Here is a 23941-nt window from a genome sequence, read left to right on the forward strand (position 1 = left end):
AGCAAGGATGAGGGTATTGGTGGCCGGGGCCGGGATCGGCGGGCTCTGCCTCGCGCACGGGCTGCTGGGGGCCGGCGTCGACGTACGCGTCCTCGAACGGGAGGACGACCCGCACAGCCGCTACCAGGGCTTCCGGATCGCCCTGAACGGACACGGCCTGGCCGCTCTGCGTGCCTGCCTGCCGGAGCGGCTGCACACGCTGCTGGAGGCCGTCACCGGGCCGATGGCGGGGGAGCGGCTGGTGCTCGACCAGCGGCTCCGGGAGCTCCGCAGGCTCGGGGCGGTGGACCAGGGGGTCGCCACTGACCGGCACGTGCTGCGCCAGCTGCTGCTGGCCGGGCTCGGCGACCGCGTCGAGTTCGGCAAGCCCGTGGTCGGTTACGAGGAACGGGCGGACGGCACGGTCGAGGCGCACCTCGGCGACGGCGGCAGCGCCGTCGGCGACCTGCTGGTGGGCGCGGACGGCGTGGGCTCGGCGGTGCGCCGCCGGCTGCTGCCCGCGGCCGAGGTGGTCACCGTCCCCGGCAACGCCGTCCTCGGGCGCACCCCGCTCACCGAGCGGTTCGCCGCGCTGGTGCCGGGCTTCGGCACCGTCGTGCACGGCCCCGGCGTGAGCCTGCTGCTCGGCCGGATGGAGTTCCGCCGGCCGCCGCAGCGCGCGGCCGCCGAGCTCGCGCCCGACGTCCGACTCCCCGACACCGAGAGCTACTTGCGCTGGGTGGTGATGCTCCCCGGCCCCGTCCCGGCCGAGCCGGAGGGCTGGGAGGCCGTTCGCGGTCAACTGCTCACCCTGCTGGACGGCTGGCACCCCGACCTCGTCGACCTGGTACGCGGCGCCGATGTCGTCAACAGCTCGCCCCTGACGGTCCGTTACGCCAAGCCCGTACCGTACTGGGGCGGCACCCGCCGGGTCACCCTGCTCGGGGACGCGATCCACCCGATGCCGCCGAGCGGCGGCCAGGGCGCCAACACGGCCCTGCGCGACGCCGCGCTGCTCACCCGCTCGCTCACCGCCGTCCAGCGGGGCGAGGCCGAACTCCCCTCCGCCGTCGAGGAGTACGAGCGGCGGATGCTCGACTACGGCTTCGCCGCCGTCGCCGAGAGCCTGGAGCGACTCCCGGACTTCACGCCGACGCGCTAGCGGACCCGAAGGCACGGCAGCCGCGGCGAAGATCGTGCGGGTGCGATCTTCGGCCCACTACTGGTCGTGATCCACCCCGGCGGCGATGATGACGCGAGTCCATCGACGTGTGACCCCCGCCCGCCCCGGGCCGGGCCGCAGGAGAGCCACCCCCGCGGCCCGGCCCGGATCCACACCTTCGGAAGGCACCATGCTGAACCTGTCGGTCCTGCTTGAGGATTCCGCCCGCACGTACCCGAACCGCGACGCCCTGGTCCTCGGTTCGACGCGGCTCACCTACGCCGAGGTCGAAGCGGCCGCGAACCAGGTCGCCAACCTGCTGGTGGAGCGCGGGATCCGGCCCGGTGACCGGGTGGCGCTGAGCTGTCCGAACGTGCCGCAGTTCCCGATCGTCTACTACGGCATCCTCAAGGCCGGCGCGGTGGTCGTCCCGCTCAACATCCTGCTCAAGTCCCGGGAGGTGGCCTACCACCTGCGCGACGCCGAGGTGGAGGCCTACTTCTGCTACGAGGGGACGCCGGGCCTGGCCATCGGCGAAGAGGGCTGGAAGGCGTGGAACGAGGTCGACACCTGCGAGGACTTCTTCCTGATCACCGTCGATCCGGCCGCGCCCTCGCCGATCAGGGACGCGGAGACCCTGGGCGCGGCGCTCGCCGGGAAGCCCCCGGTCTTCGACCCGGTCGCCACCGAGGCGACCGACACCGCCGTCATCCTCTACACCTCGGGCACCACCGGCCAGCCCAAGGGCGCCGAACTCTCCCACGCCAACACGATGATGAACGTGATGGCGTGCAACCGGATGTTCCGGAGCACACCGGCCACCGACAGCCACGTCCTGTGCCTGCCGCTGTTCCACACCTTCGGCGCCACCATCCAGATGCACACCGGCTTCTCGACGGCGGCCACCCTCCATCTGATGCCGCGCTTCGACGCGGAGCAGGTCGTGCGGCTGATGAGCACCGAGGAGATCACCTTCTTCGCCGGTGTCCCGACCATGTGGTGGGGCCTGCTGCGCGCCCTCACCGGTGCCGTCGACGTGGACCGGATCGCCCGCAACCTGCGGATCGGGGTCTCCGGAGGCGCTCCGCTGCCGGTGGAGATCATCAGCCGGGTCAAGGAGCGGCTCCACGTCCGGATCCTGGAGGGCTACGGCCTCTCCGAGACCTCACCGGTGGTGACCTTCTCCGATCCGGACCGCGAGCCGCGCCCCGGCTCGGTCGGCGTCCCGGTCTGGGGCGTGGCGGTCAAGCTGATCAACGCGGACTGGTCGGAGGTCACCGGCACGGGCGCGGTCGGTGAACTCGCGGTCAAGGGCCACGGCGTGATGAAGGGCTACTACAACCGGCCCGAGGCCACCGCCGAGGCGATCAGGGACGGCTGGTTCCGTACCGGTGACCTGGCCCGGAGGGACGAGGACGGCTTCTACTACATCGTCGACCGGGTCAAGGACATGATCATCCGGGGCGGCTTCAACGTGTACCCACGCGAGATCGAGGAGGTGCTGATGACCCACCCCGCGATCAGTCTGGCCGCCGTCGTCGGCGTGCCCCAGGACCGTTACGGCGAGGAGGTCAAGGCCTTCGTCATCCTGGAGCCCGGCGCCGAGGCCACCCCCGAGGAACTGATCGCCTGGGGCCGGGAGCAGATGGCCGGTCACAAGTACCCGCGCATCGTGGAGATCGTCGAGCGGCTGCCGATGACGGCCACCGGCAAGATCCTCAAGCGCGAACTCAAGTGACGGGCCGTCTCGTGCTCGTGCGGTGTGCCTTCTGAAGGGGCTTGCCCATGTGATTTAGATTGCCCGGACATGATCGAAAATGTCTCGGCCGTGCGCGGCGCGAAGGCGCGCAGACGTTGTCGGTGTCCCCGGACGGGGAGACCCCATCGGGCTGGCCGGCGGCAAGCCCGGCGACGAGGTCACGGCGGACTTGACGGTCACCAGCACGTAGTCGGCCCCCTCGGCGCCGGCCGCGTCGGTGGCCGTGGCCGGCTCCCGTACCCGGCGGCGGGCGTCGCCGGGGCCGGTCGGCGTCAGCCCGTCCCGTTCGACGGCCGCCATCGCGGCCGGCCGGCCGATCAGGATGGCCTCGGCGACGGCGGCCAGCATGCCCCCGAGGTGGCAGCCGATGCTGCCGGCTCCGAAGACCGCGATCCGCGGTTCCTGGTTCATCCGTGGCGTCCCAGTGCTGACCCGGTCAGTCGACCAGGTCGGGGTCGCTGGCGCTGATCTGCTCGAACAGCGGCTGCGCCTGGAACCAGCCGGCCAGGTGGCTCGAATCGAAGCTGGCCGGCCGCACCCTCACCGTGGACGCCGACGAACTCGCCCGCCTGCTGATCGCGATCCGCGAGGGCGGCCTGGCCCAGAGCTACGTCGAACCCGACCAGTTGCCTCCGGGCCGACTCGAACAGCGTTTCCTGGAACCGCTGTTGACGGCGCTCACCACGGACTCCCGGACGCCCTGACGAGTCGGCTCGGCCGGGTCGGTCGGGCCGGTGGACGACATGGTGATCACTGTGGGCGGGGCCCCTACTTGACCGATCCCGCCGTGAGGCCCGAGACGACATGGCGTTCGATCGCGGCGAAGAGGACGATCACCGGCACGATCGCCACGACGGAGGCGGCGAAGACGTAGTTCCACTGGACGCTGTAGGCGCCGATCATGTTGTTGATGCCGACGGTGAGGGGCTGGCGGTCGGTGGAGGTGGTCAGGGTGAGGCCCATGACGAACTCGTTCCAGGCCGCGATGAAGGTGAAGATCACCGCCGTCACCACGCCCGGCATCGCGAGCGGCAGGGTGACGCGGAACAGGGCGCCGAGCCGTCCGTTCCCGTCGATCTGCGCGGCCTCCTCCAACTCGACCGGGATCGCGGCGATGTAGGCGCTGAGGATCCACACCGCGAAGGCGAGGTTGAACGCGGCGTTGGCGAGGACCAGCACCAGGACGGTGTCCAGCAGGTCGAGCGTGAAGAACTCGCGGTACAGCCCGACCTGGAGCGCGGTGGGCTGGAACATCTGGGTGACCAGGACCAGTAGCAGGAAGGCCCTGCGGCCGCGGAAGTCGACCCGGGCGGTGTGGTACGCGGCGGGCAGCGCGACCGCCAGCACCAGGAGGGTGGAGCCGAGCGCCACCACCAGGGTGATCTGGAGGTTCTGGGCGAGCGTGGTGTCGGACCACACCTTGGTGAACGAGGACCAGTCGAGGTGCCGGGGCAGGTAGCCGCTGTCGCGCAGTTCATCGGCGGGGCGTCCGGCGGTGACCACCATCTCCAGGTAGGGCAGCAGGAAGAGCGCGGCCAGCGCCCAGGCCGTGGCGGTGAGCAGGACGGTGCGTGCGGCGGGCCGTTTCATCGGCCGCGTTCCCGGGCGGTTCATCGGCTGCTCTCCTGGTTCCAGCGGCTGACCCTGAGGAACAGCAGCACCATGACGATCACGACGGCGAAGTTGACCACCGACATCGCCGCCGACTCCGCCACGTCGTAGCTCCGCAGCGTGTACATGAACACGGTGGTGGTGGCGGTGTCGGTGTTGGGGCCGCCCTGGGTCATGCCCCAGATGACCGGGAAGGAGTTGAAGACGTTGATCAGGTTGACCACCAGGGCGACCAGGAACGCCGGGCGCAGCAGCGGCAGGGTGATCCGCCGGTAGGTCTGCGCGCGCGACGCGCCGTCGACCCGGGCCGCCTCGTACACCTCGGCGGGCACGGCCTGCAGTCCGGCCAGCAGGGTGTAGGTGGTGAACGGCAGCGAGACGAAGACGGCGACGAGCACCAGCCAGGGTTTGGCGTGCGCGGCGTCGCCGAGCCAGGCCTGCGGGCGGTCGATCAGGCCGAGGTCCAGCAGCAGGCGGTTGAACACCCCGGCGACCTGGTCGAGCATCCAGCGGAAGCCGATCGCCGTCATCAGCACCGAGGCGGCCCAGGGCGCGATCAGCGCCCAGCGGGTGAGCCGGCGGCCGGGGAAGTTCTGGTTGAACAGCTGGGCCAGCGCCAGCGAGATCAGCATGGTCAGACCGACCACGGTGACGGTCCACACCACCGTCCAGCCGAGCACGTCGGGCAGGCGGGGGTCGGCGAACAGCTTGCGGTACTTGAGCAGACCGGCCGTGCCGTGGTCGGTGCCGGTCGTGTCGACGCGCCGCAGCGAGGTGCGGACCATCTCGACGACCGGCCAGACCACCACGGCGAGGATCAGCAGGACGGCCGGTCCGATCCAGGGCAGCGGACCCAGCCGGCGCAGCAGCGACCGGCGCCGGGCGGAGGCGGGGGGAATCGGCACGGTGTCGACGTCCTGGTGCCGGCTGATCGTCGTCACTGTCCGGCCTGGGCGGCGGCCTGCTGGAGGGCGCTCAGCGCCTTTCCCGGGTCGGTGACGGCGGCGCCGATCTGGGTCTTGACCTGGGCGGAGACGCCGGGCCAGGTCGGGTCGCTGAGCGGGTAGAAGGCGGCCGTGGGCAGGATGTTGAGGAAGGGCTGGAGCGCGGCCTCCTCGGGGTCGGACCGCAGGGCGGTCAGCGCGGAGTTCGTCACCGGCAGCAGGTTGTACTCCTTGGTGAACTTCACCGTGTTGTCCTTGCCGTAGGCGAAGTCGAGGAAGGCCTTGATCTGGTCCTTGTGGCCGCCCTTCTTGAACGCCATGACCCAGTCCGCGACGCCCAGGGTGGCGGGGGAGGGGCCGTCCTTGCCGGGCATCGGAGCCCAGGTGACGTCCATGTTCCTGACGTCCGCGAGTTGGCCGGGGAAGCCGTTGAGCATGCCGACCTTGCCGGAGGCGAAGTCCTTGGTGAGGTCGGTGCGGTTGACCGAGGCGGGGCTCTGCTCGGTTAGGCCGGCGTCGACCCAGGACTTGAGCTGGGTGAAGGTGGCGATGTTGGCGGGGGAGTCGATGGTGTACTTGCCGTTCGCGTCCTGGTAGCCGCCGTGGTTGCCGAGCATCCAGATGAAGGACTCGCCCTGGGCCTCCTCCTTGCCCAGCGGTATGCCGAGCGGCACGTCCACCCCGGCCTTCTTGAGGGCGGTCGCGGCGGTGGTGACGTCGGCCCAGGTCTTCGGCGGGTGGGCGGGGTCGAGGCCGGCCTTGCGGAACAGGGCGTTGTTGATCAGGAACATCCGGGCGCTGGAGACGAAGGGGACGCCGTACTGGGTGCCGTCCTGGACGCCGGCCTTGGCGAGGGCGGGGACGAGGTCGGCCGCGGTGGCAGGGGAGAGGACGTCGCCCGCGGGGTAGAGCATGCCGTTCTTGGCGTAGTCGGCGTAGCCGCCGGTCTGCAGGATGTCCGGCTGATTGCCGTTCTGGACCATGGTCTTGACCTGGGTGTCGAGGTCGTTCCAGTTGATCACCTGGAGTTGGACCTTGATCCCGGGATTGTGCTGTTCGAAGGCGGAGATGACGGCCTGCCAGTACGCCTGGGTGGGGTTCTGGCCGTTGGAACCGTAGTCGGCCGCGACGAACCTGATCACGGTGGCGCCGTCGGCCGAGGTGGAGCCGGAACCGGAGCCCTTGCTGCACGCCGAGACGGCGAGCGCGGCGGCCACGGTGACGGCGCACAGGGCGAGGAGGGGGCGCTTCATCTCACTGCCGCCTTTGCGGAAGGGGGTCGGCGCCGGCCGGCCCCGGTGTCGGGGAACCTTCGTGCTGTGTGAAGCTGTGTAATTCACTTCAGTACCAAGCATGTTCGGACAGCTCTTTGCCCAGCAATGCGCATGCTTAACCATTGAGTGAGCAGAAGTGAACTGGTAGGGTCCTGCGCCGCACACCGCCCTGACCCTCCTCGAATGGTGGCATGCCCATGCTCATCGTCAGGCGCTTACGCCCACCACGCCCCCGAAGCATCCTGGTCGCCGTGGTCGCCATGCTGTGCGGCCTGCTCGGCACCGCCCCCGTCGTCCACGCCGCGACACCCCCGAGCGGCGCGCTCTCGACCGCCCACCGGACCGTCACCTGGCAGTCCCCGACCTATCCGAGCGGCTCGGTGCCCGATCCCAAGCACTGCCCGAGCGCCGCCGCGGACCCGCAGGGCAAGGTCTGCGACCGCTTCAACCTCACCGTCGACGTCCCCGCCGGGTACTGGAAGGACAACCCCGACGGCGGCGTCCCGGTCTCCATCAGTTGGCCCGACCCGGCCATGGAGTTCGACCTCTACGTCTACGACAGCGCCGGCCGGAAGGTCGCCGAGGACTCCTCGGGCGCCGACCCCGCCACCGCCGTGATCCCCGACGCCTCCGGGACCTACCAGGTCCTGGTCGTGCCCTACAGCGTCACCAACTCCTCCTACACGGCCACCGCCCTGCTGACCCAGCCCACTACGGTCGGCGACGCCACCGGCATCGCCCGCGACGGCGACGGCTACCTGATCCAGGCCGGCGCCGCCAAGGCCCGGGTCGACTTCACCACCGAGGACACCTTCCGCCTGCAGTTCGCCCCGGACGGCACCTTCACCGCCCCGCCCGTTGGGGAGATGATCGCGACAGCCCCGCCCGTACTGAAGACCGTCCGGCAGAGCGACGAGGGCGACTACTGGGCGATCAGCTCCGAGCACCTGACGCTGCGCGCCTACAAGCACCCGCTGCGCTTCGCGCTGTACGCCGAGGACGACAGCAAGCCCGTCTGGCAGGAGACCCGCGGCCTGACCTGGACCCAGGACGCGACGGCCCAGACCCTGGCCCGCGGACCGCAGGAGCAGTTCTACGGCGCCGGCGAGCAGAACGGCTCGTTCTCGCACCGCGGCCGGACCGTCCACGCCGCCAACGACTACAACTGGAACGAGGGCGGCTTCAACAACTCCCAGCCCTTCTACCTCTCCTCGGCCGGCTACGGCGTCTTCCGGCACACCTACGCCCCCGGCACCTACACCTTCGGCGACCCGGTCACCACCGCCGAGCGCGAACGCCGCTTCGACGGCTACTACTTCTACGGCCCGGACTTGAAGAAGGTCATCAGCGCCTACACCGACCTGGTCGGCAAGCCCTTCATGCCGCCGGTCTACGGCCTGGAACCGGGCGACTCCGACTGCTACCTGCACAACGCCAACCGCGGCGAGCGGCACACCCTGGACGCCCTCAAGGTCGCCGACGGCTACACCGCCAACCAGGACCCGCTGGGCTGGATGCTGGTCAACGACGGCTACGGCTGCGGCTACGAGAACCTCCAGCAGACCGGCCAGGGGCTGCGCGACCAGCACGCCCAGCTGGGCCTGTGGACCTCGACCGGCCTGCCCAACCAGAACGAGGAGGTCAAGGCCGGGGTCCGGGTGCGCAAGCTGGACGTCGCCTGGGTCGGTCCCGGCTACAAGTTCGCCCTCGACGGCTGCCAGAAGGCGTACGACGGCATCCGGCAGAACAGCGACGCCCGCGGCTTCGTCTGGCTGCCGGTCTCCTGGGCCGGCGCCCAGCGCTGCGGCGTGCTGTGGAGCGGCGACCAGAAGGGCACGTACGACTACGTCCGCTGGCAGATCCCCACCTACGCCGGGGCCACCATGTCCGGCATCGCCTACGACACCGGGGACGTGGGCGGCATCTTCGGCAGCGACCCCAAGGTGGAGACCCGGGACCTGGAGTGGAAGACCTTCATCCCGACCATCATGACCATGGACGGCTGGGCCGCCACCGACAAGCAGCCCTGGCGCGCCGGCGAACCGTACACCTCGATCAACCGGCGCTACCTGCAGCTGAAGGAGCGGCTGCTGCCCTACCTGTACACGCTCGCCGCCCAGGCCCACCAGAGCGGCGTCGGCGCGGTGCGGCCGCTGGTCCTGGAGTACCCGGACGACCCCAACACCTGGGGTGACGCGGCCAAGTACGAGTTCCTGAGCGGCAAGGACTTCCTGGTCGCCCCGGTCTACGACGACTCCGCCACCCGCAACGGCATCTACCTGCCCGAGGGCACCTGGGTGGACTACTGGACGGGCAAGACCTACCAGGGGCCGACCACGCTCAACGGCTACCAGGCGCCGCTGGACACCCTGCCCCTGTTCGTCCGGGCCGGTGCCGTCGTGCCGATGTGGCCCCAGGGCACGCTCTCCTGGCAGACCCGCGACACCACCCGGCTCGACTACGACATCTACGCCCAGGGCTCGTCCTCCTACACCCTGTACGAGGACGACGGCACCACCCGCGGCCATGAGCAGGGCGCGTCCGCCACCCAGGACGTCACGGTCCGTTCGGTGGGTCGGGGCCACGGCATGACCACCGTCGAGGTCGGGCCGAGCGTCGGCGACTACACCGGCAAACCGGCCGCCCGCGCCTACGAGTTCACCGTGCACACCGGCGCCGGGCCCGGCGCGGTGCTGCTCGACCACCGGGCGCTGGACGGCTTCGACTCCCAGGCGGAGCTGGACACGGCCGGCTCCGGCTGGTGGTACGACGCGGCCACCAGTGTGGTGCACGTGAAGACGCCGCAGCAGTCCACCGGCAGCGCCTTCTCGCTGCAGCTGGCCGGCGCCGGCCCCATCGCCGGCTGACCCCGCCCACGTCACACGGGGACGGGGGCCGGTGCCCCCGTCCCCGTTCGCTCGACCACCCCTGGAGGAGCACGTGTTCCCTCGCCCACCCCGGCGCGCCCCCCGAAGACTCGCCGCCGCGCTGACGGCGGCGCTCGCCCTGCTGGCCCCCGCCTCCGCCGCCCTGCCCGCCACGGCCTCGCCGTCGGCCGACCCCGCCGGCGCGGCCTACACCGTCACCGTCGGGGCGCCCGTCCCGTACACCCACCCGACCGACACCCCGGCCGTCCCGTACCTCGACAAGGACGGCGGCTTCTGGTTCCAGCAGTCCGCCGCGCTCTACGGCAAGACCGACCCGCGCTACTGGGACTTCTTCACCGGCACCGACTTCGACACCGCCACCCGGTCCGTCGCCGTGAGCGACGCCGTCAACCCGGCCGACCCCACCGACCGGAACAACGACACCACCGCCCGCTGCGACAACAGCCCCACCGGGCGCGAGGCGACCTCCGCCGGGGGCGGCAGCGGGTACGCGCAGAAGAACTACTGCGACCTGTCCGGCGTCTGGGTCGACCCGGACACCGGCGACTGGTACGGGCTGGTGCACAACGAGTTCACCCCGCAGCCCTTCGGCGACGGGCTCCACTACGACGCCATCGACTACGCGGTCTCCACCGACCAGGGCCGGACCTGGACGATCAAGGACCACGCCATCACCTCGCCGTACAGCACCGAGCGCGGCGACACCGGCCAGTTCCCCAACGAGACGTACTACTACGGCGACGGCGACCAGCGGCTGCTGACGGACACCGCCTCCGGGTACTTCTACGTCTTCTACGGCTCCCGGGTCGTCGACAAGAGCGGCGGCTGGAAGGCCTTCTACTCGCACGTGGCCCGCGCACCGATCTCCGCGAAGATGGCGCCCGGCTCCTGGCAGAAGTGGTACGACGGCTCCTGGTCCGAGCCCGGCGCCGGCGGACGGGAGAGCAACCTGGTGCCGGTCGACTCCGCCGACAGCACCGGCTACACCCCGGCCGCGGACGAGTACGACCCGGCCAACCAGGGCACGGCGGCCCAGCAGATCGCGGCCGGGACGATGCCGCCGACCTCGCCGCTGTTCGTCATGGACGTCACCTACGACGCCCACCTCGGGCTGTACATCGGCGAGCCGCAGGCCGTCGACCAGAGCGGCAACGCGCCCCAGCAGTACTACGCCACCGCGGACCTCGCCACCCAGAAGTGGTTCCCGCTCGGCGACACCGGCGGCTACCACACCGCCTCCTGGTACCGCTGGTTCCTCGACGGCGCCAACCGGACCAGCTCCGCGATCGTCGGTCGGACCTTCCGCAGCTACTGCGCGTTCGGCTGCTCCGGCGGCTCCTCCGGCGAGTACGTGAACGTCACCATCGACCCCGCCACGCCCTTGACGCCCCCCGTCGACGTGAGCCGGTCCTACCGGATCGCCAACGCCGACGGCCGGGTGCTCGCCCAGGTCCAGGGCGGCTCTGACACCACCTCCCTTCCGGCGGCGACCGGATCCGCGTTGGAGTCCTGGACCTTCGCGCCGAACGGCGACGGCTCCTACCGGATCGCCAACACCGGCACCGGACAGCTGCTCGGCGTCAACTCCTCGGCGCGCAGTGGCCGTTCCTGGGGTACCCGGCCCACCGTCGGCGCGGCCGCGGCGGGCGGCCCGAGCGTCGGCCAGCAGTGGTTCCTCGTCCCCGGCAAGGCGGCCGACGGCGCCGCGACCGGCGCGCTGCGGATCGTGAACCGCTACAGCGGGCTCGTGCTCGGCCTCTCCGCGGCCACCGGCAGGCTCACCGAGACCACCCCGAACCGGAGTTGGACCGACACCAGCGGCAGCGCCGTCGGCGGCGGGCGCACCGCCGCCGAGCAGACCCTGACGCTCACGGCCACCGGAGCGGCTCCGTTCGACGGCACCCGCACGGTGACGGCCGCCGGCCAGGCACTGGACGACCCGGGCCACTCCACCAGCCGGGGCACCCAGCTGATCACCTGGCGGCCGAACGGCGGACCGAACCAGAACTGGGTCTTCACCCGGCAGGAGGACGGCAGTTACCAGATCGCCAACGGCGAGTCGAAGCTCTGCCTGGACGTCAGCGGCGGTTCGACCACGGCCGGCGCGAAGGTGATCCAGTGGGCCTGCACGGGCGGCGCCAACCAGCGGTGGACCGCCACCCAGGTGCCGGGCGGCTACACGCTCGCCTCGCGGAAGAGCGGCCTGCTGCTGACCACGGCCTCGACCGGTGACGGCGCGCTGGTCACCCAGCAGCCCGACACCGGCTCGGCGCTCCAGCACTGGGCGATCGGCTGATGAACCGGGCGCGGGGCCGTGGAACCGCTTCCGCGGGCCCCGCGTCCTCGGGATGCCTCATTCGACCGGTGACCGAAGACATCCCGCCCGCCGAACCGGCTCAGCCACCGTTAATCGCGCATCGGACCTCGGCGACGGCCTCGGCAAGGCGGGCACCGGCGGCGCCACCCTGCCGGAGGTGCCGGCCGACGCGCAGGGCAGGACGGTGGCCGTCCTGAAGCAGCAGGGCCTGTCCGTCGCGGGCTGACGCCCTGCCCCCGGCGGTCCGGCACGCTGACACCCGCCCCCCGGCGGTCCCGCACCACCCCCACGGGTGCGGGGCCGCCCGCACCCTCACTGGTCCACGGAGGGGTGACCCACGCATGACCACCGCCGCACCGGGGCCGGCTGCTCGTCGACTGGCGGTGACCGAAGGCTGCGGCAGGGTGTGCAGCACTGATCAGTCCTGGGTAGTTGTAGTAAAAAATAGTCGTATTGCTCATAAATAAGCATCAGATGCGCAGGTTTGCGCACTCTAAGGAGCGTCATGAGCCACGTCGAGCAGGAGATCGCCAGTCAGCCGGAGTCCTGGCGCCGGGCCCTGAGCCTGAAGCCCGCCGGGCTTCCGGATCCCGGCGAGCGGGTGGCCGTGGTGGGCTGCGGCACCTCCCTGTACATCGCGCAGGCGTACGCCGCACTGCGCGAGGCTGCGGGCCTGGGGGAGACGGACGCCTTCGCGGCCTCCGAGTTCCCGGCCGCCCGCGGTTACGACCGGCTGGTCGCCATCAGCCGCTCCGGGACGACGACCGAGGTGCTCGCCGCGCTCGAACGCGCCAGGTCCGGGAGCGCCGGGCTCGGGAGCGCCGGGCGGATCCCGGGCACGGCCCTCACCGGCGCCCCGGACACCCCGATCGCCACGGCCGCGGACGCCGTGGTGGACCTGGAGTTCGCGGACGAGAGGTCGGTGGTGCAGACCCGCTTCGCCACCACGGCGCTCGCCCTGCTGCGCGGCCACCTCGGCCTCGCCCCGGCCGACCTGCCCGAGCAGGCCGAGCGGGCGCTGGCCGAGCCGCTGCCCGAAGGAGCCGCCGCGGCGGGCCAGTTCACCTTCCTCGGCGCCGGCTGGACGGTCGGTCTGGCCAACGAGGCGGCGCTCAAGCTCCGGGAGGCCGCCAGCGCCTGGACCGAGTCCTACCCCGCGATGGAGTACCGGCACGGCCCGATCAGCATCGCCGCCCCGGGCCGGGTGGTCTGGTTCTTCGGTGAACCGCCGACCGGGCTGCTGGAACAGGTCCGGGCCACCGGCGCCGTCACCTCGGTGAGCACGCTCGACCCGCTGGCCGACCTGGTGCGCGCCCAGCGCCTCGCGGTGCGGCTGGCCACGGCGGCCGGCCTGGACCCCGACCAGCCGCGCAACCTGACCCGCTCGATCGTGCTGGCCAAGCCGTGACGGCCGCGATCGGGAGCCGCTGATGCCCCGGGCCGCAACCGGCGCCGTCGTCACCCCGGCGGCCCGGCTTCGAGTGAACACGGCAAGTTCAATCATCTTTGGCCGGGGCTACACTCCGTCCATGCTCAAAGCTGATCGCGCCGCCCGGATCCTGTCCCACATCGCGGAGGTGGGCAGTGTCGACGTGCACGCGCTCGCCGATCTGCTGGGGGTGTCGGGCGCGACGGTCCGTCGCGACCTCCAGGAACTGCACGATCAGGGGCTCCTGCACCGCACCCGGGGCGGCGCGGTCACCGGGGCGGTGAACCTCGAACTCCCGCTGCGGCACCGCAGCGAGAAGCAGCAGGAGGAGAAGCGCCGGATCGCCCGGGTGGCCGCCGAACTGGTGCCGGACGGTGCCGTGGTCGGCCTGACCGGCGGGACCACCGCCACCGAACTGGCCCGGGTGCTGGCCGAGCGGGGCAGGGTCACCGTGGTCACCAACGCCGTCAACATCGCGGCCGAGCTGATCGTGCGTCCGGAGATCCGCCTGGTCGTGATCGGCGGCATCGCCCGCTCGGCCAGCTACGAACTGGTCGGCCCGGCCGCGGACAGCATGCTCCAGCGCTACCACCTCGACCTCGCCTTCATCGGCGTGGACGGCCTGACCGCCGAGCAGGGCTGCACCACCCACGACGAGATGGAGGCCCAGACCGACCGCGCCTTCCTGCGCAGCAGCGCCCGTACGGTCGTGCTCGCCGACCGGACCAAGGTCGGCCGGGTCACCTTCGCCTCGATCTGCCCGCTCGCCGAGGTCCACGACCTGGTGACCGACTCCGGGATCTCCGACGAGCAGGAGCGGGCCATCGCCGACACCAGCGTGCGGGTGCTCAAGGCCTGAGCGGGCGCCTCACCGTCTCACCGTCTCACCGCCCGCTGCCCCACTGCCGTGGCACCTCGGCGTCCCGGAGCCGGGCGGCGGCCCGCTCCGGCCGGGGATGGGGGTGCGGACAACTCCTCCGGGCGCGAACGGCCATGGGCGAGCGCAAAGTTGTCTGGTCAAGTTCGACCGGCGTTCTTCCGCCGGACAGCGTCGACCGGTACTTATGTCCCGCTCATGGTGAACAGCCATGGCACTCACCCTCACCAACAGGACGAGGTACCCCCCATGCGACTGCGCTGGAGCCCCCTCGGCGGGCTGCTCGCCACCCTTCCCCTCCTCGGCGCGCTGGTCGTCGCCGCCCCCACCGCCGCCAGTGCGGCGGGCGGCAGCGGCAACCTGATCGTCAACGGCGACGCGGAGACCGGCGGTTACTGCACCAACGACTGGAGCGCCGCCAGCACCGTTCCCGGCTGGACGGTCCAGGCCGGCGGCATCAACGTGATGTGCCACTCGGTGGGCTCCTTCGGCCTGCCGAACGACGGCCAGACCCCCGGCAAGGCCTTCTTCGGCCCGGGTAACTTCGGCGACGGCGCGATGTCGCAGACCGTCGACGTCTCCTCGGCGGCCACCGCGATCGACGGCGGCGGGGTGCACTACAACCTCGCGGGCTGGCTGGGCGGTTGGACCACCTACGGCGGCTACGTCGCGGTCAGCCTGCACTTCCGGGACGCGGGCGGCGCCCCGCTCGGCGCCACCGCCAAGCTGCCCACCGTCTCCGCCACCGACCGGGGCCTGAGCACCAAGTTCCTCTCCCGCAGCGCCACCGGAGCCGTCCCGGCCGGGACCCGGTCGATCCAGGTCGAGGTGCAGTTCCTGTCCACCTCGAACGAGACCGGCTACCTGGACAACCTATCGCTCACCCTCGACACCCCGGTCACCGCGCCCGCGCCGCTGACCCCGCCCGCGTCCGCTGTGCCGGGCTACGACCACGTGTTCACGGTCATGATGGAGAACACCGACTACTCCCAGATCATGAACGACCCGACGGACACGCCGTACATCCACAGCCTGATGTCCCAGGGCGCCACCCTCACCGACTCCCACGGCGTCTACCACCCGAGCGACGAGAACTACCTCGCCGTCGCCGGCGGAGACACCTACACCAAGGGCGCCACCTACTGGCCCAACATCAACTCCCCGCAGCGCCACCTCGGTGACACCATCGAGGACGCCGGCAAGACCTGGAAGGCCTACGAGCAGGGCATGGGCACGCCCTGCAACACCAACAAGAACTACGACAGCTACTACATGCCCGACGACGCTCCGTTCATCAACTACACCGACATCAGCGGCAATCCGGCCCGCTGCGCGGCGCATCTGTTCGACACCTCCCAGCTGACCACCGACCTGCAGTCGGCGGCCACCACGCCGAACTTCTCCTGGATCGCCGCCGACGACTACTACGACGGCGAGGCCTCCGGCAATGGCAGCGCCACCAGCCTGAAGACCCAGGACGGCTGGCTTCAGCAGACCCTCGCCCCGGTGCTGTCCTCCCCGGCCTGGACCAAGCAGCGCTCGCTGCTCATCCTGACCTGGGACGAGAGCGAGAGCGAGGGCTACAACCACCTCGCCACCGTCCTCGTCGGCTCGCGGGGCACCGTCCCGGCCGGCACCAGCAGCCCGCTGCACTACGACCACTACGGCATCGGCCGCACCATCGAGTCCGCCCTCGGCCTGCCCGGGCTGACCGGCAACGACACCTACGCCACGCCGCTGAACGCCGCCTTCGCCCCCTCCACGGCCACCGGCCCGACGCTGACCGGCGACCTCAACGCGGTAGCCAACGGCGGCAACGTCACCCTGCGCTACAGCCTGCCGACCACCGCCCAGGCCGGCCCGAAGAACTGGGTCGGCGTCTACCCGGCGGGCGTCACCCCCGGCTCCCGCTCCGCGCTGACGTGGTCCTACACGCCGAACCAGAGCGGCGCCGTCACCCTCTCCACCGGCAAGCTGAACGGTGCGGGCGGCTACGACGCGTACTACCTGGCCAACGACGGCTACTCGGTGCTGGCCGGGCCGTTCCGGCTGACCGTCGGCTGACGAGACCGCCGCGGCGAATGACCGACGGCCCGGTGCGGTGGGTTCCGATCGGACCCACGGCACCGGGCCGTCGTACGCGGGCTCCTCAGCGCTCGGCGGCGGGCCGGCGCTGGAAGTCGGCGATCCGGGCCAGGCTCCGCTTGAACCGGGCGAACTCCTCGGGGCCGATGCCGTCGGAGTAGTCGGCTTCCAACGAGGCGAGGATGCGGTGGGCGGAGGCGATCTCGGCGGTGCCGCGCTCGGTGGGGACGACGAGCTTCGCGCGACGGTCGGCCGGGTCGGGGCGGCGTTCGACGTAGCCGAGGGCTTCGAGCTCGTCGACCATGTTGCCGATGATCTGCTTGTGCACGCCCGCGCGTCGGGACAGCTCGCTGGGGCGCACGCCCTCGGGCCGCAGCTGGGCCAGGACGGCGCCGTGCCGCGGGTTGAGGTCGGCGAAGCCCTCGAGGGCCAGGGCGCGCCAGAGTTCGTCCTGCAGGCCGCGGAAGACGACGGAGATCAGCATGCCGAGGTCCTGCCCGCGGACGGGGTCGTGTCCCTGCATCGCGGCCGCTCCTCGAATCCGCACTGGTCACCGTGGTCGGCGTTCACGATATCGCCCGGCCGGTGGGGGGATCTCAAGGGGTGGCGGCGAGGAGCGCCCGGGTGGCCGGGACGACCTGGTGGGCGAAGCGGGTGAGCTGGTCAAGGTCGGCGTGCTCGGGCCAGAACACGAAGGTGCGGAACGGCTGTTCGCGGGCGAGGCGGGCGAGCAGGGCCGCCCACTCGTCGGCGGTGCCGTGCACCGGGGCCGCGCCGGTGCGGGCCTCGGCCTCCGAACCGCCGGGCCGGTCGGTGACGGTGCCGACGATCTGGGCGATCCGGACGATGTCGCCAGGGGCGCGACCGGCCTCCTCGGCGGCCTTGTCGATGGTGGTGTTTGCGCCCGCCCAGCGCTCGTAGGGCAGGTAGGAGGCGATCGGGGCCGCCCAGCCGTCCCCGGCGCGACCGGTGAGGCGCTGGGCGCGCGGGCCCTGGGCGCCGATCCAGATGCCGATGGGGTGAGCGGGGGCGGGACCGGCCGCGACCCCGTCGACGCGGTGGAAGGCACCCTCGATGCGGACCTTCTCCCCGGGCTGCCACAGGGCGCGCAGCACGGCGACCGCCTCCTCAAGGGCGTCGGCGGCCTGGCCGGGGGCGAGCCGGGGCACGCCCATGGCGGCGATCCCGTCCCAGTACCCGCCGGAGCCGAGGGCGAGTTCGAAGCGGCCGCCGGAGAGCAGGTCCAGCGAGGCGGCGGCCTTGGCGAGCATCGCCGCCGGGCGCAGTGGGAGGCTCGCCACGTCGGGGAAGAACCGGAGCCGGTCGGTGCGGGCGAGCAAGGTCCCGATCAGGCTGAAGGTGTCGAGGAACGCGGGCACGTACGGGTGGTCCTGGATTCCGACCAGGTCCAGGCCGCCTTCCTCGGCGGCGGCGACCAGTTCCAGGTGGGCGGGGAGGTCGGGGGTCGGCAGCAGGGAGAAGCCGAACTGCAGTGGGTGCACGGTGATGTCCTAGTCGCGGTCCTTGTCGTGGTCGGCGGTCTCAGGACTGCTTGCGGTAGGCCTCGCGGAGCTGGCCGTTGAGGATGCCGAAGTCCATGCCGACGGCTTCGTAGAGCGGGCCGGCCAGCGGGCTGGCGTTGTCGGCGAGCATCTCGACGGCCACGGAGGCGTAGTCGACGGCGATGACCCCGGCCTGCTGCATGCGCAGGATGCCGGTGGTGCGCTTGGTGTCGTTGAAGGTGCCCGAGGCGTCGACCACGCCGTACACGTCGTAGCCCGCGGCGGTGGCGGACAGGGCGGGCAGGGTGAGGCAGACCTCGGTGGAGATGCCCGCGATGATCAGCTTCTTGCGGCCGGTGGCCTCGACCGCCGCCCGCACCCGCGGCTCGTCCCAGGCGTTCACGGTGCTGCGGTCGATGACCTCCAGCTCCGGCGGCAGCGCCGCGGCCAGCTCCGGCGCGAGCGGGCCCCACAGGGTCTCGGCCGCCGTGGTGGTCGCCACGATCGGCACGCCCAGCACCCGGGCGGCCCGGGTCAGCGCGACGACGTTGTGCTTCAACTCGGCGACGCTGTAGTCGCGGACGGCCGCGAACAGGCCGATCTGGTGGTCGACCAGCAGGAGGGCGGCGTTGTCCGCGGTGAGCTTCTCGGTGAAGCGGCTGGTTCCGGCGAGTTGGTTGCTGTGCATGGCGGTTCCTCCGTGAGGTGTGGCGCGGTGGCGACGGACCAAGTGAAGCAGTCACGGACTTTGACAGTCAAGAATTTTGACTAAGCGTCGGGTCGGGGGCGTGCCGAGCTGGGTGACGGTAGGTTTCCGATCATGGAACGTCAGATACGCGCCCCCGACCGCTGCACGCCCTGCTCGACCGCCTCGGCGCGGACGCCCCGACCTCGGAGCGCCCGCGCAAGGCGGTGGCCGGCGGGCTGGTCGTGGTGGCGGCGCTGCTGTTCGGGTGGATCCTGGTGCTCGGATCGACCACCCGCGGGCAGGCCGAGGTCAGGAACTGGCCACCGTGTGGATCGGGATGGACCTGCTCCAGTGCACCGGCCTGATCGCCACCGCGCTGCTCCTGATCCGCCGCTCGCGCCTGGTCGCCCTGGCCGGCGCCGCCACCGCCACGCTGCTGCTGCTCGACGCCTGGTTCGACGGGATGACGGCGGAGGGCGGCGGCGCCTGGTACGTGTCGCTGGCCATGGCCCTGCTGGTCGAACGGCCCGCGGCCCTGGCGATGGCGGTCGTCGCCAGGCGCGGCATGGAGTGGTGACGGTCCCCGCCAGCGCAGGGACCAGCCGGAGCAGACGGCTTACGTCAGTCGATGAGGCCGAGCCGCCGCCCGCCCCGGTCGTGCAGCCGTCGGAAGAAGGCGAGCACCCCGGCCGAGCCACCGGCCCAGGTGGCGCTGGAGCGGGTGAGGCCGGTGTCCGGGAACACCGGACGGGCGGGGGCGCCGCCGCTGCGGCTCAGGATGATCGCCGCGACGGTCTCGGCGGCGTCCCAGAACTCCTCGGACCCGGACGCCGTGGCCACGTCCGCCAGCAGCTCGCCGACCCCGGACAGCCCGCAGCACTGGGTGACCAGCGGCATCCGGGGCGCCAGCTCGGCGCAGCCGCGCGCGGCCCGCTGGGCGAGGGCGAGGTACCCGGGTTCGCCCAGGCGGTCGGCGGCCCGGACGAGCACCGCCCCGATTCCGGCCAGGCCCCGGCACCACGAGCCGTAGCGGCGGGTCGCTCCCGGGGCGCTCGCCGCCGCGAGGATGCCCGGGGTGAGGGCGGCGAGCCGGGCAACGGCCTGCCGGGCCCGGCGGAGCGCGGCGGGATCGCCGGTCGCGCTGCCGTATTCGAACAGGAAGTACGCCACGCCCGCCGCGCCGTGCGCCAGCCCCTCGCGCAGGGCGGCGCTGCCGACCGTGTCGGCGCCCGCGGGCGTCAGCCGGGCCGTGCCGGAGGCCAGCATCCGGTCGCACTCGGCGGCCACGGCGAGGTGCCGGTCGGCGAGTGCGTGGTGGCCGCCCGCACCGGCGTGCCGGGCGAGCAGCAGTCGGCCGATGCCGATCCCGGCGACGCCCTCGATCAGGTCCGCCTCCGGCGGTCCGCCGTCCGGCCCTGAGGCCGGCAGGTCCGGCAGGTCCGGCAGCGCCGGCGGGCTCGCCGCCGATGCGCGGTGCGCCTCGGTGAGGAAGAGCTCGACGCCGGTACGGCCCGAGTAGAAGCCTGGTGAAAGGGTCCTGGACTGGCCCGCCGTCCAGTGCGCCAGCGCCTCGACGGCGTCGCGCACCCCGGGCCGGTGCAGGTGGTGGAGGAGTTCCAGGCCGAGCCCGGAGCTGCCGCCGTAGACGTCGATCGGCGTCGGGACGGCGGCGCGTGCGGCGGCCACGGGGTCGGCGATCCGGTAGGCCTCCTCGACGCAGAACGCGGTCGTGTGCCCGATGATCTCCTCGAGCAGGCCGTCGTCGAAGCGGAGCCGTCCGGGCGCCCGGACGACGGCGGGTGCCCCGGTGCGCAGCCGCTCGGCGCCGGCGGTTCGCACCGCCGGGTCGAGGCTCATCAACTCGCCGATCACCGCCCGGAATTGACGGTGATCGTCGCCGGGCAGCGCCCAGGCCAGCCCCGCCAGCGTACGGTCCCGGTTGACGGCGGTGTCGGCGTCGACGATCACCGGATCCATGCCGGTGGCGGCGAAGCACAGCGTCGCGCCCAGGGCGTAGTAGTCGTCGGCGGGCTCGGCCGCGCCGGCCGCGCGCCGAACCGGGCCGCTGTAGCCGGGCGTCGACCCGTCCGGGCCGGCCCCGTTCAGCGCGCTGATCCCGAAGTCGATCAGATGGCAGCGTCCCGAGGCGTCGAGCACGACGTTGTCGGGCTTCAGATCGCGGACCACCACGCCCCGCCGGTGGATGCCGTCCAGGACGCGGAGCAGCCGCGCGGCCAGCTCGGAGAGCGCGCCGTCCCGGTACGGGCCGTTCCGCTGGACGACCCGCCGCAGGTCCCGGTCGCCGCAGCTGGTCATCACCAGGTACTCGTCCGTGCGGTGCCGGAAGTAGTCGAGTGCGCGCGGCACCCCGCCGAGGCCGTGGAGCGCGCTGAGGACGGCGTGCTCGTTGCGCAGCCGGTCGCGGGTGTCCGCCCCGGACTCGTCCTCGGCCACGAAGGCCCGGGCCTGCTTGACGACCACCGGCAGGCCGCTGGTCCGGTCGAGCGCCCGGTAGACGTTGCCCTGCGGCTTACGGGTGATGCCGCCGGTGACCCGGTAGCGCCCACCGCCGAGTCCGGCGGTGCCGTGCGGGCGGTCCCGGTGCTCGAAGGGGTCCTCGGCCCAGGGCGGGCACCGGTAGGAGGCGCCGGCCAGCCCGTCGAAGAGCCGTCCGTCCGGGCCCGTCATGACGGATTCGAGCCGCCCGCTCCGGCCGGTCCGGTAGTCGCCGCTGAAGGGCCCGTAGCGGTAGTAGACGGGGGAGTCGGGGTCGACCCGGCGGTCGCTGACGATCTGCGGACCCTCCCGGCCGCGCAGCACGGCGACGAGTTCCTCGGCGAGCGTGACGACGGTGCCGGGCGCCGGGTAGACCGTGATCGCCTTGCCGACCGAACCGGCGCTGGACACGCCGGAGTTGAGTGCCCGCAGGGTCTCCGGATCCCTGGCCCACTTCGCGTGGCAGACATGGCGTGCCAGTACCGGCAGGACGAGGCCGAGCGCGGCGTCGAGTTCGCCGGGGCGGGCCGAGACGTGCAGCTTCCAGCCGTGTTCCATCGCCGGCATCCGCGGATCGTTCAGGTACGACCAGGTGTCATCGGACCATCCGCTGCGGCCGGCGACGGAACCGGTCACCGTCAGGAGTTGAAGTCGCAGGCGAAGCGAGTGGTGGCCGTCACCCACGGGTCGGCCAGGCAGGCCGTGGCCTCGTGGTCGCCGCGGTCGTCGTCCTCGAACACGATGGCCTCGTCGTCGACCACCAGCGGGCCGGCATCGCGGATCTCGTCGATCAGGGGAACGGGCATGTGGCGCCTCCAGGTCTGGTCGTGCCTTTGGCGATGGCGACGGCGCGGATCGCGGCCGCCGCGAACCGGTGGGCCCGATGGGGCCGGGTTCCTGGTCCACGAAGGTAGGGAGGAACGGTGCGCCTGACAAGGGGGCAGGACGCATCAACTCCGCTTGCCGGACACATCCGTGGAGGAATCGTGGAATCGCGTCCGGTGGCACGCCGTCGGGGTCAGGAGCTGACGCCGACCGCGTGCCGGAAGCTCGCCGGGTCGGTGACCAGGTCCAGCATGGCCCGCGCCACGTCGGCGCGGGGGATGGTGGAGCCGGCCGGTCCGGATTCGACGGCGTGCCGGTAGTGGCCCCGGCCGGGCCGGTTGGTCAGCCGCGGGGGCCGGACGGCCGTCCAGTCCAGGCCGCTCTCGCGCAGCACGCGCTCCATCGCCTCCAGGTCGGTGTACACGTCCCGGAGGGCGGCCCAGAGCAGGGGGCCGAACACCTTCGCGGCGAGGAGGGACTGCCCGGCTCCGGAACGGTTGAGCGGTGCGGCGCTGACCACGAGGATGCGGCGCACCCCGACGGCCGCCATGGCGGTGGCCGCCGCGCGGGCGGAGGTCGAGGCGGGCCGGAGGGGGTCGGTCCGGCCGGCCTGGCCGATGCCGGAGAGGACGGCGTCGGCGCCCTCGATCACCGGTCTCAGCGAGGCGGGGTCGAGGGCGTCGGCCCTGACCACGGTCAGGCGGTCGTGGTGGACGGGCAGTCGGACCGGGTCGCGGACCGCGGCCGTGACGTGGTGCCCGTCGGCGAGGGCGAGGGTGACCAGGTGGCGGCCGATGCCGCCGGTGGCGCCCAGAACAGCGAGATCCATGACCCCTCCCAGGGGGTGGGTGAGTGCTCACTTTCTTCTTCTCCCGATGGTGAGTGAGCGCTCACCCACCTGTCAAGATAGGCTGGTGCCCATGACGAACGAGGGGACGCACCAGGGGACCGAGCCGTTGACCGGGGGCGCGCTGACCCGGGCGCGGGTGCTGGACGCCGCCGCCCGGCTGATCGGCACGGTGGGGCTGGTCCGGGCCACCACCAAGGAGATCGCCCGGGAGGCCGGCTGCTCGGAGGCGGCGCTGTACAAGCACTTCCGGGACAAGGAGGAGATCTTCGTCCGCGTGCTGCGCGAACGCGCCCCGCGCCTGGCCGCCGCCGTCGCCGAACTGCCCGACCGGGCCGGGGCGGGCACGGTGCGCGAGCACCTGGAGGCGGTGGTCGAGGTCGCCGTGCCGTTCTACCGGCAGTCGTTCCCAATGGCCGGCGGGCTGCTCGCCAGCCCCGAGCTGCTCGCCGCGCACCGCCGCAAGCTCGACAACGCCGGTCCGCACCAGGTCAGTTCACGCCTGGCCGACTACCTGCGCGCCGAACAGCGGCTGGGGCGGGTCTCAGTCGCCGTCGATCCGGACGCCGCCGCGATGCTGCTGATCGGCGCCTGCTTCCACCGCGCCTTCCTGGAGGTCTTCTACGCGGGCGAGGGCCCCGCCGAGGCCCTGCGGCCCGTCGCCCTGGCGGAGTTCGCTAGCGCGACCGTCCGGGCCCTGCTCGGCGGCATCGAGGCGCCGGAGGCCTGAGCCCACGAGGCGGTCTGAGCGGTCAGTGCCCGGGGGCGAGGTAGCGGCGGCCCGGTATCTGTTCGAAGATCAGGTTGGTCCGGGTCTGGGCGACGGCCGGATGGGTGGTGAGGTGGTCGACCACGAAGTCGCGCAGCGCCTCGGGGCTGGCCACGCCGACGTGGAGCAGGTAGTCGTCGGAGCCGGCCATGTGGAAGACCGCCAGGACACCGGGCAGGTCGGGGGCGGTGCCGCGGAAGCTCTCGTTCTGCTCGCGGGTGTGGGCGCGCAGTCGGACCGAGATCATCGCCTGGAGCGGCAGCCCGATCGCGGCGGGGTCGAGTTCGGCGCGGAAGGCGCGGATGATGCCGCGCTCCTGGAGCGCGCGGACGCGGGCCAGGCAGGTGGACGGGGCGATGCCGACGGCGGCCGCCAGGGCGTTGTTCGGGAGTCGGGCGTTGTCGGCCAGGGCGCGGATGATCGCCCGGTCGACGTCGTCGAGGGGCGCTCGCCGGGCCTGCGGATTGTTCGGCATGCCTGCCAGGATTC

Annotated in this window: 22 protein-coding genes; 11 read left to right on the forward strand and 11 right to left on the reverse strand. The window is 72.2% G+C overall.

All coding sequences use genetic code 11. From position 1 onward, the window contains the following. The first annotated feature begins 7 nt into the window (after positions 1 to 7). Together ACZ3UD_RS25055 and ACZ3UD_RS25060 are read left to right on the forward strand one after the other, a co-directional pair. Entirely contained in the window at positions 8 to 1141 is a 1134-nt protein-coding gene (locus ACZ3UD_RS25055) for an FAD-dependent oxidoreductase (RefSeq protein ID WP_465591795.1), read from the forward strand. A gap of 190 nt (positions 1142 to 1331) precedes the next feature. Next, entirely contained in the window at positions 1332 to 2879 is a 1548-nt protein-coding gene (locus tag ACZ3UD_RS25060; RefSeq protein WP_465591797.1) for a long-chain-fatty-acid--CoA ligase, read from the forward strand. Between the two features lie 54 nt (positions 2880 to 2933). On the opposite strand, the gene ACZ3UD_RS25065 is transcribed toward ACZ3UD_RS25060, so the two are convergent. Further along, a complete protein-coding gene (locus ACZ3UD_RS25065; protein WP_465591800.1) occupies positions 2934 to 3311 on the reverse strand; it encodes a 2-dehydropantoate 2-reductase N-terminal domain-containing protein in 378 nt (125 codons plus the stop codon). 134 nt (positions 3312 to 3445) lie between these two features. Between ACZ3UD_RS25065 and ACZ3UD_RS25070 the strand changes: the two genes are divergently transcribed. Then, a complete protein-coding gene (locus tag ACZ3UD_RS25070; RefSeq protein WP_465591803.1) occupies positions 3446 to 3604 on the forward strand; it encodes a hypothetical protein in 159 nt (52 codons plus the stop codon). A gap of 64 nt (positions 3605 to 3668) precedes the next feature. Here ACZ3UD_RS25070 and ACZ3UD_RS25075 read toward each other — a convergent pair whose 3' ends face one another. The 3 genes from ACZ3UD_RS25075 to ACZ3UD_RS25085 are packed head-to-tail and all read right to left on the reverse strand — an operon-like array spanning position 3669 to position 6708. After that, complete coding sequence (locus tag ACZ3UD_RS25075) at positions 3669 to 4490, reverse strand: carbohydrate ABC transporter permease (RefSeq protein WP_465591806.1); 822 nt, start codon at positions 4488 to 4490, stop codon at positions 3669 to 3671. A gap of 20 nt (positions 4491 to 4510) precedes the next feature. After that, the gene (locus ACZ3UD_RS25080; RefSeq protein WP_465591810.1) at positions 4511 to 5416 is read right to left on the reverse strand and encodes a carbohydrate ABC transporter permease; all 906 of its coding nucleotides are present in this window, start codon (positions 5414 to 5416) and stop codon (positions 4511 to 4513) included. Between the two features lie 32 nt (positions 5417 to 5448). Beyond that, positions 5449 to 6708 (reverse strand): extracellular solute-binding protein, encoded by a 1260-nt coding sequence (locus ACZ3UD_RS25085; protein ID WP_465591813.1) that lies wholly within the window; start codon positions 6706 to 6708, stop codon positions 5449 to 5451. A 281-nt stretch (positions 6709 to 6989) separates the two neighbouring features. Between ACZ3UD_RS25085 and ACZ3UD_RS25090 the strand changes: the two genes are divergently transcribed. The 6 genes from ACZ3UD_RS25090 (at position 6990) to ACZ3UD_RS25115 (ending at position 16304) form a co-directional block, all read left to right on the forward strand. Continuing rightward, positions 6990 to 9596: a glycoside hydrolase family 31 protein gene (locus ACZ3UD_RS25090; RefSeq protein ID WP_465592058.1), complete on the forward strand. Its 2607-nt coding sequence runs from the start codon at positions 6990 to 6992 to the stop codon at positions 9594 to 9596. Positions 9597 to 9669: 73 nt separating this feature from the next. After that, entirely contained in the window at positions 9670 to 11913 is a 2244-nt protein-coding gene (locus ACZ3UD_RS25095; RefSeq protein ID WP_465591816.1) for an RICIN domain-containing protein, read from the forward strand. Positions 11914 to 11965: 52 nt separating this feature from the next. Beyond that, positions 11966 to 12160, forward strand: coding sequence for a hypothetical protein (locus tag ACZ3UD_RS25100; protein ID WP_465591819.1), 195 nt, complete (start codon positions 11966 to 11968; stop codon positions 12158 to 12160). Between the two features lie 279 nt (positions 12161 to 12439). Next, positions 12440 to 13342: an SIS domain-containing protein gene (locus ACZ3UD_RS25105; protein ID WP_465591821.1), complete on the forward strand. Its 903-nt coding sequence runs from the start codon at positions 12440 to 12442 to the stop codon at positions 13340 to 13342. A gap of 121 nt (positions 13343 to 13463) precedes the next feature. Beyond that, positions 13464 to 14222 carry a DeoR/GlpR family DNA-binding transcription regulator gene (locus ACZ3UD_RS25110; protein WP_465591823.1) on the forward strand — a complete coding sequence of 253 codons (759 nt, stop codon included), beginning with the start codon at positions 13464 to 13466 and terminating at the stop codon, positions 14220 to 14222. Between the two features lie 267 nt (positions 14223 to 14489). Beyond that, positions 14490 to 16304 carry an alkaline phosphatase family protein gene (locus ACZ3UD_RS25115; protein ID WP_465591826.1) on the forward strand — a complete coding sequence of 605 codons (1815 nt, stop codon included), beginning with the start codon at positions 14490 to 14492 and terminating at the stop codon, positions 16302 to 16304. Between the two features lie 85 nt (positions 16305 to 16389). On the opposite strand, the gene ACZ3UD_RS25120 is transcribed toward ACZ3UD_RS25115, so the two are convergent. From ACZ3UD_RS25120 to ACZ3UD_RS25130, 3 genes are all read right to left on the reverse strand, one after another. Next, complete coding sequence (locus tag ACZ3UD_RS25120; protein ID WP_465591829.1) at positions 16390 to 16848, reverse strand: MarR family winged helix-turn-helix transcriptional regulator; 459 nt, start codon at positions 16846 to 16848, stop codon at positions 16390 to 16392. A 73-nt stretch (positions 16849 to 16921) separates the two neighbouring features. Next, positions 16922 to 17827 (reverse strand): LLM class flavin-dependent oxidoreductase, encoded by a 906-nt coding sequence (locus ACZ3UD_RS25125; RefSeq protein ID WP_465591832.1) that lies wholly within the window; start codon positions 17825 to 17827, stop codon positions 16922 to 16924. A 40-nt stretch (positions 17828 to 17867) separates the two neighbouring features. After that, positions 17868 to 18515 (reverse strand): isochorismatase family protein, encoded by a 648-nt coding sequence (locus tag ACZ3UD_RS25130; protein WP_465591835.1) that lies wholly within the window; start codon positions 18513 to 18515, stop codon positions 17868 to 17870. 325 nt (positions 18516 to 18840) lie between these two features. Between ACZ3UD_RS25130 and ACZ3UD_RS25135 the strand changes: the two genes are divergently transcribed. Continuing rightward, entirely contained in the window at positions 18841 to 19092 is a 252-nt protein-coding gene (locus ACZ3UD_RS25135; protein ID WP_465591838.1) for a hypothetical protein, read from the forward strand. 44 nt (positions 19093 to 19136) lie between these two features. On the opposite strand, the gene lanL is transcribed toward ACZ3UD_RS25135, so the two are convergent. From lanL to ACZ3UD_RS25150, 3 genes are all read right to left on the reverse strand, one after another. Further along, positions 19137 to 21647, reverse strand: coding sequence for a class IV lanthionine synthetase LanL (lanL, locus tag ACZ3UD_RS25140; protein WP_465591842.1), 2511 nt, complete (start codon positions 21645 to 21647; stop codon positions 19137 to 19139). A 2-nt stretch (positions 21648 to 21649) separates the two neighbouring features. Continuing rightward, on the reverse strand, positions 21650 to 21817 hold the full coding sequence (locus ACZ3UD_RS25145) for an SflA family class IV lanthipeptide (protein ID WP_402948820.1): 168 nt from the start codon (positions 21815 to 21817) through the stop codon (positions 21650 to 21652). Positions 21818 to 22029: 212 nt separating this feature from the next. Continuing rightward, positions 22030 to 22665, reverse strand: coding sequence for an NAD(P)-dependent oxidoreductase (locus tag ACZ3UD_RS25150; protein WP_465591847.1), 636 nt, complete (start codon positions 22663 to 22665; stop codon positions 22030 to 22032). Positions 22666 to 22756: 91 nt separating this feature from the next. Between ACZ3UD_RS25150 and ACZ3UD_RS25155 the strand changes: the two genes are divergently transcribed. After that, a complete protein-coding gene (locus tag ACZ3UD_RS25155) occupies positions 22757 to 23413 on the forward strand; it encodes a TetR/AcrR family transcriptional regulator (protein WP_465591850.1) in 657 nt (218 codons plus the stop codon). Between the two features lie 22 nt (positions 23414 to 23435). On the opposite strand, the gene ACZ3UD_RS25160 is transcribed toward ACZ3UD_RS25155, so the two are convergent. Continuing rightward, positions 23436 to 23927: an Lrp/AsnC family transcriptional regulator gene (locus ACZ3UD_RS25160; RefSeq protein WP_387627240.1), complete on the reverse strand. Its 492-nt coding sequence runs from the start codon at positions 23925 to 23927 to the stop codon at positions 23436 to 23438. Positions 23928 to 23941: the final 14 nt, after the last annotated feature.

It is taken from the genome of Kitasatospora sp. NPDC023118 (assembly GCF_055560875.1).

Bases quoted from the DNA above. Each gene is read 5' to 3' on its own strand.
- ACZ3UD_RS25055 (WP_465591795.1), top strand. From the start codon at position 8: ATGAGGGTATTGGTGGCCGGGGCCGGGATCGGCGGGCTCTGCCTCGCG.
- ACZ3UD_RS25060 (WP_465591797.1), top strand. From the start codon at position 1,332: ATGCTGAACCTGTCGGTCCTGCTTGAGGATTCCGCCCGCACGTACCCG.
- ACZ3UD_RS25065 (WP_465591800.1), bottom strand. From the start codon at position 3,311: ATGAACCAGGAACCGCGGATCGCGGTCTTCGGAGCCGGCAGCATCGGC.
- ACZ3UD_RS25075 (WP_465591806.1), bottom strand. From the start codon at position 4,490: ATGAAACGGCCCGCCGCACGCACCGTCCTGCTCACCGCCACGGCCTGG.
- ACZ3UD_RS25085 (WP_465591813.1), bottom strand. From the start codon at position 6,708: ATGAAGCGCCCCCTCCTCGCCCTGTGCGCCGTCACCGTGGCCGCCGCG.
- ACZ3UD_RS25090 (WP_465592058.1), top strand. From the start codon at position 6,990: ATGCTGTGCGGCCTGCTCGGCACCGCCCCCGTCGTCCACGCCGCGACA.
- ACZ3UD_RS25100 (WP_465591819.1), top strand. From the start codon at position 11,966: ATGCCTCATTCGACCGGTGACCGAAGACATCCCGCCCGCCGAACCGGC.
- ACZ3UD_RS25105 (WP_465591821.1), top strand. From the start codon at position 12,440: ATGAGCCACGTCGAGCAGGAGATCGCCAGTCAGCCGGAGTCCTGGCGC.
- ACZ3UD_RS25110 (WP_465591823.1), top strand. From the start codon at position 13,464: ATGCTCAAAGCTGATCGCGCCGCCCGGATCCTGTCCCACATCGCGGAG.
- ACZ3UD_RS25115 (WP_465591826.1), top strand. From the start codon at position 14,490: ATGCGACTGCGCTGGAGCCCCCTCGGCGGGCTGCTCGCCACCCTTCCC.
- ACZ3UD_RS25120 (WP_465591829.1), bottom strand. From the start codon at position 16,848: ATGCAGGGACACGACCCCGTCCGCGGGCAGGACCTCGGCATGCTGATC.
- ACZ3UD_RS25130 (WP_465591835.1), bottom strand. From the start codon at position 18,515: ATGCACAGCAACCAACTCGCCGGAACCAGCCGCTTCACCGAGAAGCTC.
- ACZ3UD_RS25145 (WP_402948820.1), bottom strand. From the start codon at position 21,817: ATGCCCGTTCCCCTGATCGACGAGATCCGCGATGCCGGCCCGCTGGTG.
- ACZ3UD_RS25150 (WP_465591847.1), bottom strand. From the start codon at position 22,665: ATGGATCTCGCTGTTCTGGGCGCCACCGGCGGCATCGGCCGCCACCTG.
- ACZ3UD_RS25155 (WP_465591850.1), top strand. From the start codon at position 22,757: ATGACGAACGAGGGGACGCACCAGGGGACCGAGCCGTTGACCGGGGGC.
- ACZ3UD_RS25160 (WP_387627240.1), bottom strand. From the start codon at position 23,927: ATGCCGAACAATCCGCAGGCCCGGCGAGCGCCCCTCGACGACGTCGAC.